Source organism: Vibrio sp. 10N.286.55.E10, assembly GCF_002872555.1.
GTDB lineage: Bacteria > Pseudomonadota > Gammaproteobacteria > Enterobacterales > Vibrionaceae > Vibrio > Vibrio crassostreae.
Map to the genome: position 1 here is coordinate 180249 of NZ_MCSD01000024.1, position 15087 is coordinate 195335.

Sequence of the window (15087 nt, forward strand, 5' to 3'; positions counted from 1 at the left end):
ATTGTATGTACAAGCTATTGATATCAATCGCTGTATTGTGTGTTAGCGCTTATTCTTCACTCAGCTTTGCTAACGACTGGGATATTAAACGTATCCTAGTTTTACACTCATACGAACCTTCTTACCAATGGACCGCTGATTTCCAAAAAGGGATCGACAGCGCGTTCAGCCAATCTAGAACCGAAGTTAAACTCTCGATCGAGTATTTGGATTCAAAGCGTATCCATAGCTCTGACTACTACGGTTCTCTCTCGAACTATTTGCAAATCAAATATGCAGGTTATGAATTTGACGGCGTGATTGCGACTGACGATAATGCGGCCAATTTTCTTGAATCTCTGCCTAATTTGATTGATCGCTCCACACCTGTCGTTGCTGCCGGCATCAATGACTTCAGTACTGACATGTACGCGGTGTCTGACAGAGCAACTGTGCTTTACGAGAACGATCAGATAGACCTTAATATTAAGCTGATCTCCAAATTAAGGCCTAATCTAAAGAACCTCTATTTTGTAAATGATTACAGTGTCACGTCTGAATTGATTCATAATGAAATGAACAGAATGATGGCTGAATTTCCAAATATTAACCTCATAGAAATTCGCGATCTCTCGCTGGAGCATACAAGCCAGTTTTTGGAAGGAATCTCTGCAGACGATGCGGTATTGCTCAGTCATTACAACACTGAGTTGAAACAAGGGGTTTACCACACTTACCAAGAGATTGCGGATACCTTGTCAAAAGCGAGTGCTGCACCAGTGTTCGCATTGTGGCAGTTTTATATTTCGGGCGATGTTCTCGGTGGTTATGTGAATCACTCACAAAGCATGGGTGAGGAGGCAGTTGATGCGCTAGACAAATACCTTCCTCTCGGTTTTGCAGAACCGTTAACTCCCGGAGATAACAAACGTTTTGTATTCAACTACCCTGCAATGAAACGATACGGGATTAGTGCCAACGCATTACCTGATGAAGCGGTATTCATTAACGAACCTTCTTCCTTTATTCGCAAAAACTTCCAGTTGTTAATGGGGCTGTCGATGGTGATTGCGGGTTTGAGCCTGATCATCTTGATGCAATTTGTCACTCTGCGCCAAAAGAAAGAGTTGGCCAATAAGAACAAACGAATCTTAAAGCTTCAGAAACAGACCTTGAATATCCAAAAGGATATGATTCATGTTCTCGGCGAGGCGATTGAAACCCGCTCTGGCGAAACCGGTAATCACGTTAAGCGTGTAGCCAAGTTATCCTCATTGCTCGCTAAGTATCGTGGCTTGAGCCATCGCGAGGTCGAGATGATTGAGATCATCAGCCCGATGCACGATGTGGGTAAGATTTCTGTCCCTGAATCGATCTTGGATAAACCTGGTAAATTAACCGACCAAGAGTGGGAGGTGATGAAGCTTCATACTACGGCTGGCTATAACTTACTGAAGAGCGGAGCGGGTGATATTACCAACCTCGCGGCAATCATTGCTAACGAACATCACGAGCGCTGGGATGGAACAGGATACCCGAATGGCAAAGTGGGAGATGAAATTCACCTGTTTGCTCGCATCACTGCCGCAGCCGACGTTTTTGATGCGCTGCTTAGTGCTCGTTGCTACAAAGAACCGTGGCCGTTAGATATGGTAGTCGATTTTTTCGAGCGAGAGTGTGGCTACCAGTTTGATCCTCAGCTAACGAAATTGCTACTGAAACACTTACCCGAGTTTGTCGCTATCCGAGATTCGTATCCTGATACTGGAACTGTGGAATATGCGATTTCACGTTCGCTTGAAGCTAAGGTTTTTGAAGAGTCGGTTGTTAGCTAAGTCTCGGTCTATCTTAATCGTTTATACGTCTTGGTTTTTTTATCTAGTCATCACGATCCGGCTAGGAAGTGGTGATTTATATTTTCCCCTGAAATTGAGTCGCTTATGTAAACCTCGCAGTATTTGATTTCGTAGGATCTCGGTTAATTTGATGAAAACTGTTGCTTATGCTGAGCGATAAAGTGATCAACTCCATATTTCGCGAAGAGAAATAAGCCTGTGTCCGCAAACTGTTACCTCAATCATCTCGCGCATTGAAAGAACACTATAGGATAAAGCTTGGATTCAATCTTAGTGAGATACCTATGCGGTTAGAACAGACTAAATGTGTAATTTTCGATTGTGACGGAACACTTATCGACAGTGAAAAGCTGTGCTGCCAAGCTTTGGTAAACGTTTTCACTGGCTTTGGGGCGAAGTTGAACGTCAACGACTGTTATGCGCACTTCCAAGGTGGGAAGCTGGCCGACATCTTAATGGATACGCAAGCGCGTTTAGGCTTATCTATCTCAATTGATACACTAGAACCGTTATACCGGATCGAATTAGAAGCATTGTTTCAGCGTCATTTAAAGCCGATGGACGGCGCTATCGAACTTATTGAATTCCTCAAACAACAAGACATTGAGTTTTGTATCGCTTCCAATGCACCGAAATCTAGAGTTGAATCTTCATTGGCGATGACAGGCATGCTCGATGATTTTAAAGGTAAAGTGTTCTCAGCTTTTGATGCTAACAGTTGGAAGCCAGAACCTGATCTAATCATGTACACGGCCATGAATATGGGCTTTCTACCAAATGAGTGCATCTACGTGGATGATACGTTAAAAGGGATTGAGGCTGGTGTTCGTGCGGGTATCCAATCGTTTCGATTACGCCCGAGTATTGATGAAGCAATCGTAGATCCCGAAGCCGACTCATTAGAACTCGCGGCTCAGGATATCTACAGTTTAGAAGAAATTTCAGTTTGGATTAATGGCAAGCACTGCTCAAATGGTGGTATATCGAATTCTGCAGCTTTGGTGGGGTAGAGCCTAGTTGAAGACTGACTACCTTACTGAATTGTTTGGTATGGAAACCGCAAGATGCACAAGTAAACTTTTCTCCACTTTCTGAAAGCAGATACTCGTCATGTTGGCATAAAGGGCATGTAATGTCGTCGGTGTTTTGTGTTTCTGTTTTATTCATTATGTGTCACCTGCAGCAAGAGGGTAAGCGAAAAAAGACCCGTTCAATTAGATTACTCCTAAGCTCGAATATTAGACAGTTCTGACACTTCTTAATCTCTCCTTTGCGACTTGCTTCATGGTAATTGATAATGTCATCGTTATTGACTATGGTTCTTGTAATGTTATTAAACAAAAGTCAAAAAAAGGACCCATTACGAGTCCTCATTAGTTTATTTTCAATTCACGCCGCTAGTTAGCCTGCTGATCCTTAAGTGCGGTATCGCGCCAACGTCTGAGACAGAGAAACCGACGCTTCCGTTAGTCTAGATACACCATTTGACGAATTCTGAGCGACGTCTTTAATCACATCGGATTGGCTGCGAATATCGTTAAGTTCTGCTGCAATCGTATTGGCAACGTTGCTTTGTTCATCGGCTGATGTTGCAATCTGGATACTCATGTCCATCAGCGCTTGTGCAGAATCTGCAATCGAGTTTACGTCGTGACCAATGTTAGAAATCAGCTGGCTACTGGTTTGCGCCTGATCGACCGTTTGCTCTGTGATCTTTGCAATATTTTGACTCTCTTGTTGTAAGCGCTCAATCATCGCTTGGATCTCAACGGTAGCTGACTGAGTGCGACTTGCGAGTGTTCTTACTTCATCAGCAACAACAGCGAAACCACGACCTTGTTCGCCCGCACGAGCGGCTTCAATCGCAGCGTTCAAAGCCAGTAAGTTGGTTTGTTCTGAAATTGCGTTGATCGTCGTGATGACTTCGTTAATTTGGCTCGTGTTCACATTCAAGCTGGTCACAGAAGATGAGGTTTGTTCAATCAAAGAAGAAAGGGTGGTGATTTCTGAGATTGCTTGTTGAACCTTCGCGTGGCTGTCGTTGATCTGCTGTGCGTCTTGCTCTGTTTGCTCTGTTGAACGTGCAGAGATGTTAGACACTTCATTAGCAGATGCGGTCATCTGGTCCATTGCAGTAGCAACCGAATCTAGAGATGCGTTTTGGCTCATGATTTGTGTTTCGCTGCGCTTCATCTCTGTTTCGAAAGAAGCCGACGTTTCACTTAGGGTTGCTGCACTGTGGTTTACGTTGTTAACTAACTCACTGAGCGTGTCCATTGAACGGTCAAGAGCACAACCAATTGTGCCGAATTCGTCACGGCCAGGATGGAAGCCAAGGCGTGAAGTTAAGTCACCATCACCAATCTTTTGAGTGGTTGAATAAAGTACCCACAGCGCACCACCTAAGAAGGTCGCTACCCAGTAACAGAAAAGACCAAAAGGCACACACCATAAAAGACTGAGTAATAAAGTGTACAGTGCTTGCTGCTTTTGGTTTTGTGTATCGTTGTTTGAGACGGTAAGAGAGTAATAATTACCATCTTGTCCAATAGCCGTTGCGGTAACCGTGCCATTGTTCGAAATGATGGTCTCTTGAGGACGAGTTTGTTGGCTAACAGTACGAACAGAGGCAGGGGAATCTGACGCTGATAAAATACCTTTGAGTTGATACTCAACTTGCTGTTTTGCACTTGCGTCAATTTGTTCCATTTTATTGACGTAGTTGAGTCCAGCTAGGCTCGCCACAGCGGCGAAAAAGATTAAGAAAATGACCCAAAACTTATCGTTGATAGACATTTTAATAAACAGTTTGTCTATCGTTCGAAATTGTACTTCTTTCATAAAAACTCCACGGTAAATCCTTTACCGTGGACTCTAAATAACCGACCTCAATAAAAATGTGATATCAATCGAATAATTGTGAAAATTAATGATAGCAACATGTCATTTATGAGATCTCAATCAAGTATTTATATCCTGTATGGGTTTATTAGCCCAAAGACGGTATTAGGCCTACTGATATAAGGATTTGAATGGCAATGATAAATACGCCAATGCTACCCGCTAAAAATAACGCTTTGCTTCCACCCAACACCTGGTAAGTCGCTTCAGTACCATGAGATTTTACCGAGAAATCTGTGTAGCGAACTTTGTATACCATTACGGTAGGTAGAAGAATCGCCAGCACTGAAAGTGCAATCGCAGCATAACCCAACGCCATGATAAAACCTTGTGGGTAAAACAGGGCGAAGCCTAAAGGCGGTAAGAAGGTGATAACAGCGGTTTTAACGCGCTTTGCACTGCCTAGTTTTTTGCTTAGCGAGTCACCCATAAATTCGAATAGACCTAAGCTCACGCCAATAAATGAGGTAAGAAGAGCAAGGTCAGCGAACACGCCTACGATCACGCTTAGATTTGATTGATGAACGGTTTGCGAAAGCGAAACTAAAAGTGCACCCAAGCTTGTGTCTGACAACAGTTGTTCTTGGCTTACTACGCCCAAAGTGACGCTCTGCCAGAATACGTAGATAACCAAAGGTAACGCAGAACCGACAATCATTACCTTGCGTAGAGAGCGAACGTCTCCATCTAAGTAACGAACGATCGATGGGATGCTGCCGTGGAAACCGAAAGAGGTGAACACAACCGGGATAGCTGCAACAATCAGACCTTGTTGTAAAGGCATGCTCAGCAAGTATTGAGAAGTGATGTTAGGTGCTAGGAAGCTCAGTACCAGAACCATTGCAACCAGCTTTAAGCCAAATAAAACGCGGTTAACTTTATCGACACTGTGTGTACCAATCGTTACAACGCCTGCAACCAACAAGGTAAACAGAAGAGTCGTGACTTGGCCATTGAGTTCAAGGCCCGCGATATCTGAAATACGTTGGTTAAACTGAGCGCCACCGCCCGCGATGTATGCAGCGCATAAAGCGTAAAACAGAAACATCACTGCGAAGCTCGCGATCCACTTTCCTTTCGTCCCTAAAATTGTATGAGCTAAGGTGTGTAGGGTTGCATCAGATTCTGCGAATTGGTGAAGCTCGACCATTAATAAGGCAGTGAATGCCATTAAAGCCCACAAACCCAGCATTAAGAAAAGTGAAGTTGAAAAGCCAATACCTGCAGAAGCAAGTGGAAGAGCGAGCATGCCAGCACCAATCGTTGTGCCTGCAATGATCAAAGTACTACCAAAAACCTTTGATTTATTCATTGTATATAATTCTTTACGTTAGGGTGTGTTTTCATTGTAATTCTTCTAGCTTAAGCGCATAAACCCAAAGAATATCTCGATTTTGAAGTATTCTGATTGAGTTTAATTCCAAATGCAATATCTAATGTAATTAAAAATATGCACTGTAAATATTAATTTACACACATTTGAGGGTTAGGTGTTGAAAAGGGAGAAGCAAATGTTTGACCATGATCTGCTTCAAAATTTGTAGAGTAATCAGTTGTACTTGGTGTAAGGTGGCAGTACATATGTCGTTCGCGTATACCCCTTTAGCGTAAACAAGCGCTAATGATCGCGAGTAGCTTCAAGCTATAAATATGGAATGGGTAGAGTAGAGTGCGTTCATCAAAGTGACATAATATAAGTCCAAGATGGTGCACTAGTTAACAGGACATCATGTCCACACCAAGGAATAGAGGGGGCACAATGAGTGACCAATCTTATAATGACGAAAGTCTTGAGTTGTTAGATGCTATGGAAATTGGCATTGACTTGTCTGACTATGAACAGACAGTTAAACAATTAGCAGAAGAACTTTTCAAATCTTCCAACTAGGGTTTTCCTTAGTAAAGGTTTTTTAGTTCAACGTTCTCAAATTAGACAATTCTTAGACTGAGCAAATCTCATTCGCTCACACGTCATACCAAAACTATCCTCATTAAAGTTCGCGAAGACAAACGAGTACGTTTACCATGTTACTTAGTTCTCGATACTTTAATGAGGTTCAATGAACTTTCTCGCACACCTTCACATCGCTCAGCACTGTAACAGCAACTTAGCAGGTAACCTATTAGGTGACTTCGTTAAAGGCGACCCAAATAAACACTACTCAGATTCACTTTCTGATGGCATTAGGCTTCATCGATTTGTTGATAGCTATACTGATCGTCATGATGTATCTCGTTCTGCAAAATCGCTGTTTTCAGACCAAACACGACGCTTTGCGCCTATCGCACTCGATGTATTTTGGGATCACTGCTTAGCCAATCATTGGGCTCAGTTCTCGCAGCAGACATTAGAACGTTTTTGTTTCGATAGCCATGAGCAGATCTTTGAAAATCAAGAGCCACACTGGCCAGAAAATTTCGTTATGGTTCATCAGAAAATGGCTGAGCATAGATGGTTAGAGAGCTATCAAGACATGTCATCAATCGAGGTGGTATTGCAGCGAATGGCTTTGAGAAGACCAAAGCTCGGTATGCTCGAGGCATGTTACGATGATCTCGAACGTCACTATGATACGTTGCAGTGTCACTTTTATGAGCTTTATCCCAATGTTTTAGAAGAAGCGAAGCAGTTTAATGCGCTTCAAATGAAGAAAAATCAAAAGGAAAGGTAAACAGCGTAATGCAGGTTTGCTACAATCCGCGCCTATTTAATCTTTGAGCATCATACTATGTCTGAATCTACTAAATCTTTTAACCAACTAGGATTGTCTGAGCACCTTCTTGCTACGCTATCAGAGCTTAATTTTTCGGCTCCGACCAGTGTTCAAGAACAAGCGATTCCATTGGTATTAGAAGGCAAAGATGTACTGGCGGGTGCTCAAACGGGTACGGGTAAAACGGCTGCGTTTGGTTTACCGATTATTCAAAGGTTAATCGAGACGAAAGACAACGTTATTCCAAACCCGAAGCTCGTTCGTGCGCTTGTATTAGTACCAACTCGTGAATTGGCACAGCAGGTGTTTGATAACTTAACTAGCTACGCAAAGGGCACCGACATCAAAGTTGTGGTGGCTTACGGCGGCGTTAGCATGAAGGTTCAAACTGATAACCTACGTGGGGGCGCTGATATTCTTGTTGCGACGCCTGGTCGTCTTATTGACCATATGTTTACTAAGAACATCATGTTGAGCCAAACGGAAGTGCTGGTGCTAGACGAAGCTGACCGTATGTTAGATATGGGTTTCATGCCTGACATCAAACGTATTCTTTCTCGCATGAACGAAGTGCGTCAAACGCTGTTCTTCTCTGCAACGTTTGATAACAAAATCAAAGCGATTGCGCATCGTATGATGCAGAAGCCAAGTGAAATTCAAGTTACGCCAAAAAATAGCACCGCTGAAACCGTAACACAGATGGTTTATCCGGTAGATAAGTCGCGTAAAAGTGAATTATTGGCGTATTTGATTGGCTCAAAAAACTGGCAACAAGTGTTGGTGTTCACAAAGACTAAGCAGGGCACCGACGCTCTCGTTAAAGAGCTTAAGTTAGACGGTATTAAAGCGGCGTCAATCAATGGTGATAAGAGCCAGGGTGCGCGTCAAAAAGCATTAGACGATTTCAAATCAGGCAAAGTTCGTGCGTTGATCGCAACCGACGTAGCAGCTCGTGGTATTGATATCCAGCAGTTAGAACAAGTTGTAAACTATGACATGCCATACAAAGCTGAAGATTACGTTCACCGTATCGGACGTACTGGTCGCGCAGGTAACAGCGGTTTAGCGATTTCGTTGATGAGTCAGGATGAAGCTTACTTATTGGGTGACATTGAGCGACTGCTTGATACACGCTTGCCTCAAGAGTGGCTAGAGGGCTTTGAACCAAGCTTAGAAAAAGATCTAGCGCCCGATCGTGGTGGTCGCAGCAAGAGTCGTTCATCAGAAAAGCGTAAGATGAAAGCAAAGCTTAAGATTCATCAAAATCGCGGTAAAGCTCGTCGTTAGCAAGCTGGAAAACGCTACAGTTTAAAGATCTATACGTATAAAAATGCGCCGTTACATTTGGCTCTGTAACGGCGCATTTTTGTTTCAAGTAAATCAATTTACACCAGCGCAGATAAAAACACTGGATTAATGGTGTTCTTGATTGCATTTCCATACACAGGGCACTTCGTAAATCAGTTCTTCTAAGCTAGTTGGGTTTAGCACCCATTGCTCTTCGATTCTAAATTTACTTACCATTTGTGAGTTGAATAGTTGCCAATGCTTAATTAAGGACTCTTCGGGGGAGGTGACCATGTCGCCTTCATTCCACGTACTCTCCATGAACGGTGTTAGGCACACCGCGGCGTTCGCGTAGATGATCATTTGCCATTTTACTTCGTAAATGTTGATCAGATTATCTGGATTGGCGTCGTTATATTGTTTCGCCAGTCCATTAATTTCTTTCTCAACATCACCAACGTTGTCGATAAAGTAATCAACCAAGTTATCTTCTTGACGAACAGAATCTGAAATAAGCTGCATTGGCCTGCGTGAGTGAATCATGTTAGTGAACAGACGCATGCTAAACAGGTAAATAGAAATATTTGGCGCAATATCTTTTGGTAGCTCTTCCATTATCTTAGCAATATAAGACTGAAAATATTCATGTAAACAGTCACTTATAGCATGCCAGATCTTTTCTTTGCTACCAAAATGATGGCGAATAAGGCTATGCGATACGCCTGCTTTCTCACTAATGTTACGAAGCGAAACGCTATCATAACCATGCTCACAGAACATATCCGCGGCAACACCCATGATCAAAAATCTCGTCTCTTCAGCATCTTTCGCGCTTCTTCTACCTTGTTTCTTTTCAGTCATCTTCATTTCACATATTTACCTGATTACCACATTCTACACTGTTTTTACTGAAATAAAAAATACTGCACAAGTGGAAAGTAAAGCTTGAGAATTATTTAATATTAAATATACTGCCCACCTGTGTAATAAATCATAATAATTAAATGGAGATGCATCATGCAGTCCAATTTGTCTATTCAAGCAAAGACGGGTAAGCAGATAGGAGTGGCGTTTGCTGCACTATTACTCGCAGGCTCTTTGACCGGATGTAACAAGGTTCAGTCAGAAGAAACGGTTCAAGTTGTTAAGCCAGTAAAGCTGTTTGAGATCCCTCAGCAGACGGATATCGAGCTTGATAGCTTTATCGCAAAAGTGGATGCGACCGACCGTGCCGCGCTTTCTTTCCAAGTGGGCGGAGATATTGAAACGTTCTCTGTGCGTATGGGGCAAGAGGTGAAGAAAGGCCAGGTGCTAGCCGTGTTAGATGCGACGGATTACCGTATTGCCGTTGATGCAGCACAAGCAAAATTTGATCTGGCGAACAGCCAATACAAGCAAGCGTCTGAGTTGTACTCGAAGAAGCTTGTGAGCACGGATTACTACGACCAAGCCGTAAACACCTTTACTGCCGCTGAAGTTGAGTTGGACCAAGCACAAACAAACCTTGGTTACACCACATTAGTTGCTCCATTCGATGGCGTGGTATCGATGGTATTTGGTAAGCAATATCAGTTAATCGCTGAAAAGCAGCCGGTTCTTAATATTTTGAATCACAGCGAGATGGATGTGACTTTCTCTATTCCGGTATCAAAGCTTGAAGACCGTTCTATTCAAGACCTAACCAACTCAAACATGTGGGTTGTGATGGATGGCCACCGCGGTATTCGTATCCCAACGCGTTTTAAAGAGATTTCAACGCAACCAGACGAAGACACCAACAGCTACCAAGCGGTTGTGTCTATCAAGAAACCTGAGGGTATTAATCTGCTTTCTGGTATGACGGCACAAGTTGAAGTTCAGAAAAACAGATCGGACTACGGTATTGGCATAGTTGATTCAGCTTGGTTAAGCAAAGAAGCAGAACAAGGTGAACTATGGCGCTACAACCCAGATTCGCAATTGATTTCAAAAGTTCAAGTTCTTCTTGACGAGAAAGGCAAAGTTATCGGCGGATTAGCGTCTGGCGATCTTATCGTAGAAGCCGGTGTCGATGTGTTATCAGACGGACAGCAAGTAAAAGCTTGGCTTCGTGAGGGCGGTATCTAATGAACCTATCTAAATTATCAGTCGTTGTCGCATCGGCTTTATTACTTCAAGCCTGTAACAATGAGGCTGTACACCGTGAACAACCGTCTTTGTTGGTTTCTACCTTTGAAGTTGGCGCACCGCTGACTGAACAGTTCAGAAGCTTTAATGGACAGGTGATGCCAGCAGAATTGACTCCTTTGGCATTTAAGCTATCAGGTGAGATTCAACAAGTATTAGTAGAAGCGGGTGATAACGTCGAAAAAGGGCAATTATTAGCAACCTTAGATAACGCAACGTACCTCCAAGATCTTACTGATGCCAAATCTCAATTTAAACTGGCGAGCAAACAGTTGGCCCGTGGCACGGAGATGTTTGGCAGTGAGATGTTATCGCAATCAGAACACGATCAACTGACGGCTAACTACAAGCTGGCGTCGGCGAATTTGGCGGCTGCAAAACGCAAGCTAAGTTACACGGAGCTTTTAGCGCCATTTCCAGGAACAGTTTCAACTGTCGATAAACAACGATTCGAAAACACGGCTCCCGGCGAGACGCTACTTAACGTATACCAGAACGACAAGGTGTATGTAAGAATTCAAATATCAGATTCTATCTTGGCATCAATTAGCCCAGAGATACGTTCAAATAGCTATCGTCCAGAGGCAACCTTTGGCGGCCACACCGGGCAATACCCACTGACGTATCTTGAGCACACCAGTGAATTGCACCCACAATCACGTACATACGAGTTTTGGATGCAGATGCAACAACCTGAAAGTGAAATTCTGCCGGGCACGAGCGTCACGGTTAATGTGGATATGGCGAAAGCGGGCCTGAGCGATGTTCAAGGTTATCAGTTACCGATGACGACACTACAAGCGGGCGCCGAAGCGAACCAATTTTACGTGTGGAAAATGGAAGACGGCCAAGCATTCAAAAGCGAAGTGGAAGTCGACAAGATCAGCGGCCAAGGTGCACTTATTGCTCATGGTGTTGAGCAAGGTGAGCTACTCGTAAATTCGAATCTAAGAAAACTCCGTGACGGAATCCAATTGTCAGGAAAAGCAGAATGAACATCGCAGAATATTCAATAAAGAACAAAGTAATCAGCTGGCTGTTTCTCGTCATTTTGGCCATTGGCGGTGTGACGTCTTTTGGTAATCTATCCCGTTTAGAAGACCCAGCTTTTACCATTAAAGATGCAATGATTATTTCAACTTACCCTGGCGCTACGTCTATGGAAGTTGAAGAAGAACTGACTTACCCGCTTGAAAAAGAGATACGACAACTGCCTTACATCGATAAGATCACATCGACCTCATCGAATGGTATGTCTCAAATTATGGTTAGCATGAAGATGGATTACGGTCCGGATGAGCTACCACAAATCTGGGATGAAATGCGTCGAAAGATCAACGATCTACAGCCAACTCTGCCTAGTGGTGTTAACTCTGTTCAGATCATTGATGATTTTGGCGATGTGTTTGGCGTGATGATTATGTTGACAGGTGATGGCTATGATTACGTAGAGCTAAAACAGTACGCAGATTATCTAACTCGCGAAATTGAACTGGTTGAAGGGGTCGGCAAGGTAAGTATTGCCGGTGATCAACAAGAGCAACTGTTCGTTGAGATGTCACTAGAACGTTTAGCCGCATTGAACTTAGATATGTCGACTGTGACATCACTGCTCGCACAACAAAACAGTGTGATATCAGCGGGCGAGGTGATGCTAAATGGTCAAAGCCTAGCGATCAAGCCAAACGGCACATTGAGCACGGTTGAAGAGCTAGAAAACCTGATCATTCATGGTCGTGATACGGGTAACCTCATTCGTTTGAAAGATGTCGCTGAAGTGACTCGTGGTATTCAAGAAAAGCCGGGCAATGTATTAACGTACAATGGTAAACCAGCGATCAACTTAGGTATTGCTTTCTCTTCAGGCGTAAACGTGGTTGAGATTGGTAATGCGCTTGATGCGGAACTTGATCGCTTAGAAAGCATTAAGCCAGCCGGTGTTGAGTTGAATTACTTCTATAACCAAGCGCAAGAAGTAGACAAATCAGTCGCTGACTTCTTAATCAGCCTCGTTGAAGCGGTAGCGATTGTTATCATCGTACTTCTGTTCGCAATGGGCTTACGTAGTGGTTTGATCATTGGTTTGGTTCTTCTATTGACGGTATTCGGTACCTTCATTCTTATGGACTACAACGATGTTGAGCTTCATCGTATCTCACTGGGTGCACTGATTATCGCGCTGGGTATGCTGGTGGATAACGCGATTGTTGTCGTTGAAGGTATTTTGGTTGGCTTGAAGAAAGGCAAAACCAAGCTTCAAGCGGCGAAAGACATCGTGAAGCAAACACAATGGCCATTGCTAGGTGCGACCATTATCGCTATTACAGCCTTTGCGCCGATTGGTTTATCGAAAGACGCGACAGGCGAGTTTATGGGCTCACTGTTCTGGGTATTGTGTTTCTCATTGTTCTTAAGTTGGGTTACGGCACTAACACTAACGCCATTCCTTGCTGAGATGTTGCTAAAAGAAGAAGACAAGGTCGATGAAAACGAAGACCCTTACAAAGGTATCCTGTTTGTTGTATTCGGCGCGTCTCTGAAATTAGCATTGCGCTTCAGATGGTTAACGGTAGTGAGCATGATTGCTCTGCTAGCTGCATCAATTGTTGGTTTTGGTATGGTGAAGCAACAGTTCTTCCCGCCATCAAACACACCGATGTTCTACGTCGACATGTGGATGCCAGAAGGTACCGATGTTCGTGAAACTATCAAGCAGACTGAGAAGGTTGAAAGCTACATTCGTCAACAAGACGACGTAGAGTTTGTAACCACAACGGTTGGGCAGGGCATGCAACGTTTCGCTCTGACATACCAACCAGAGAAAAGCTACGAAGCTTACGCCCAGTTGCAAGTAAGAACGACTGACCGTGACACTATGTTTAAGGCTCTAGCGGCGCTAGACAAAGACTTAGCAAACGAATTTGAACAACCGACGTTCCAATTCAAGTTGATTGAGTTTGGCCCGTCACCAGCTTCAAAAATTGAAGCGCGTATTATCGGCGCCGATCCACAAGTACTGCGTAATATTGCGGTTGAAGTCGAAGATATCTTACTTGCCGATCCTGGCTCTCGAAATGTGCGCCATGACTGGCGTGAACGCACCAAAGAGCTCGTGCCACTGTTTAACGAATCAAAGGCACGTCGCCTTGGCATTTCAAAGGCGGATCTGTCTGAGACACTACAGATGGCGTTTGGTGGTTATAACATCGGCTTACTGCGTGATGGTACGCACATGTTACCTATCGTGGCACGCCTGCCTGAAGAAGAGCGTTTTGACTTTGAATCACTGAACAATGTGAAGATTTGGAGTCCCTCACTACAAACTTACATCCCAGTTGAGCAAGTGATTGATGGCGTAGAACTTCAATGGTCTGAGCCACTGATTCAGCGTCGCGACAGAAAACGTACGCTAACGGTATTGGCTGATCACGATGTTCTTGGTGATGAAACGCCAGCGAGTCTGTTTGCTCGTGTGAAACCAAAGGTAGAAGCATTAGATTTACCAGAAGGCTACAGCATTAGCTGGGGCGGTGAGTACGAAAGCTCTAAAGATGCGCAGGAATCTCTGTTTGGCTCACTGCCAATGGGTTACTTGCTGATGTTTATCATCACGATGCTTCTGTTTAACTCGGTTCGCAAGCCGCTTGTGATTTGGTTTACGGTCCCGCTCTCTATCATTGGTGTTTCAATTGGTTTGTTAGGTACCAATATGCCATTCAGCTTCACGGCGTTCCTAGGCTTATTGAGTCTAAGCGGCATGATTTTGAAGAACGGAATCGTACTGCTTGACCAGATCAACAGTGAGCTACAAACAGGTAAAGACCCATATTTAGCGGTTGTCGACAGCGCGATCAGTCGTGTACGACCGGTATCTATGGCAGCACTTACGACTATCTTGGGCATGATTCCCTTGGTATTCGATGCATTTTTCGGCTCGATGGCGATTACCATCATGGCAGGCTTAGGCTTTGCTACAGTACTAACGCTAATAGTAGTACCAGTGATGTTCGCTATTCTATATAGAATCAAACCGTCCACTGCGGGTTATTAGGGAATGATATAAAACAGATTCTTTTAAGCCAGCCCAGTCAGTTTTGACTGGGCTTTTTTATACGTGTGATTTGACGACACGTGAGAGTGGCAAAGGGTACGAATAGATAAACATTAAAAAAGCCGCTTACCAA

General features: G+C 43.7%; 11 protein-coding genes. 8 read left to right on the forward strand and 3 right to left on the reverse strand.

Going from position 1 to position 15087, the window contains the following annotated elements:
• Window positions 1-5: 5 nt before the first annotated feature.
• Together BCV39_RS14670 and BCV39_RS14675 are read left to right on the forward strand one after the other, a co-directional pair.
• Window positions 6-1814, forward strand: a complete 1809-nt coding sequence (locus BCV39_RS14670; protein ID WP_102431258.1) for an HD domain-containing phosphohydrolase — start codon at window positions 6-8, stop codon at window positions 1812-1814.
• Between the two features lie 305 nt (window positions 1815-2119).
• On the forward strand, window positions 2120-2845 hold the full coding sequence (locus BCV39_RS14675) for an HAD-IA family hydrolase (RefSeq protein WP_048660219.1): 726 nt from the start codon (window positions 2120-2122) through the stop codon (window positions 2843-2845).
• Window positions 2846-3251: 406 nt separating this feature from the next.
• On the opposite strand, the gene BCV39_RS14685 is transcribed toward BCV39_RS14675, so the two are convergent.
• The gene (locus BCV39_RS14685) at window positions 3252-4676 is read right to left on the reverse strand and encodes a methyl-accepting chemotaxis protein (RefSeq protein ID WP_048662013.1); all 1425 of its coding nucleotides are present in this window, start codon (window positions 4674-4676) and stop codon (window positions 3252-3254) included.
• Window positions 4677-4824: 148 nt separating this feature from the next.
• A complete protein-coding gene (locus BCV39_RS14690; protein WP_102431257.1) occupies window positions 4825-6048 on the reverse strand; it encodes an aromatic amino acid transport family protein in 1224 nt (407 codons plus the stop codon).
• A 447-nt stretch (window positions 6049-6495) separates the two neighbouring features.
• Here BCV39_RS14690 and BCV39_RS23440 point away from each other — a divergent pair, with 447 nt between their 5' ends.
• The 3 genes from BCV39_RS23440 to BCV39_RS14700 all read left to right on the forward strand — a co-directional run bounded on the left by BCV39_RS23440 (window position 6496) and on the right by BCV39_RS14700 (window position 8737).
• Window positions 6496-6624 (forward strand): hypothetical protein, encoded by a 129-nt coding sequence (locus tag BCV39_RS23440; RefSeq protein WP_017059831.1) that lies wholly within the window; start codon window positions 6496-6498, stop codon window positions 6622-6624.
• Between the two features lie 172 nt (window positions 6625-6796).
• On the forward strand, window positions 6797-7408 hold the full coding sequence (locus BCV39_RS14695) for an ACP phosphodiesterase (protein WP_102433327.1): 612 nt from the start codon (window positions 6797-6799) through the stop codon (window positions 7406-7408).
• A 57-nt stretch (window positions 7409-7465) separates the two neighbouring features.
• Entirely contained in the window at window positions 7466-8737 is a 1272-nt protein-coding gene (locus tag BCV39_RS14700; protein ID WP_102433328.1) for a DEAD/DEAH box helicase, read from the forward strand.
• Window positions 8738-8863: 126 nt separating this feature from the next.
• On the opposite strand, the gene BCV39_RS14705 is transcribed toward BCV39_RS14700, so the two are convergent.
• Window positions 8864-9604, reverse strand: a complete 741-nt coding sequence (locus BCV39_RS14705; RefSeq protein ID WP_102433329.1) for a TetR/AcrR family transcriptional regulator — start codon at window positions 9602-9604, stop codon at window positions 8864-8866.
• Window positions 9605-9754: 150 nt separating this feature from the next.
• Between BCV39_RS14705 and BCV39_RS14710 the strand changes: the two genes are divergently transcribed.
• Genes BCV39_RS14710 through BCV39_RS14720 form a run of 3 tightly spaced genes read left to right on the forward strand, consistent with a single transcriptional unit; the run spans window position 9755 to window position 14954 of the window.
• Complete coding sequence (locus BCV39_RS14710; protein ID WP_102433330.1) at window positions 9755-10843, forward strand: efflux RND transporter periplasmic adaptor subunit; 1089 nt, start codon at window positions 9755-9757, stop codon at window positions 10841-10843.
• A complete protein-coding gene (locus tag BCV39_RS14715; protein ID WP_102433331.1) occupies window positions 10843-11898 on the forward strand; it encodes an efflux RND transporter periplasmic adaptor subunit in 1056 nt (351 codons plus the stop codon). Before BCV39_RS14710 ends, BCV39_RS14715 begins: the two co-directional genes overlap by 1 nt.
• Window positions 11895-14954, forward strand: a complete 3060-nt coding sequence (locus tag BCV39_RS14720) for an efflux RND transporter permease subunit (RefSeq protein WP_102433332.1) — start codon at window positions 11895-11897, stop codon at window positions 14952-14954. Before BCV39_RS14715 ends, BCV39_RS14720 begins: the two co-directional genes overlap by 4 nt.
• Window positions 14955-15087 lie beyond the last annotated feature (133 nt).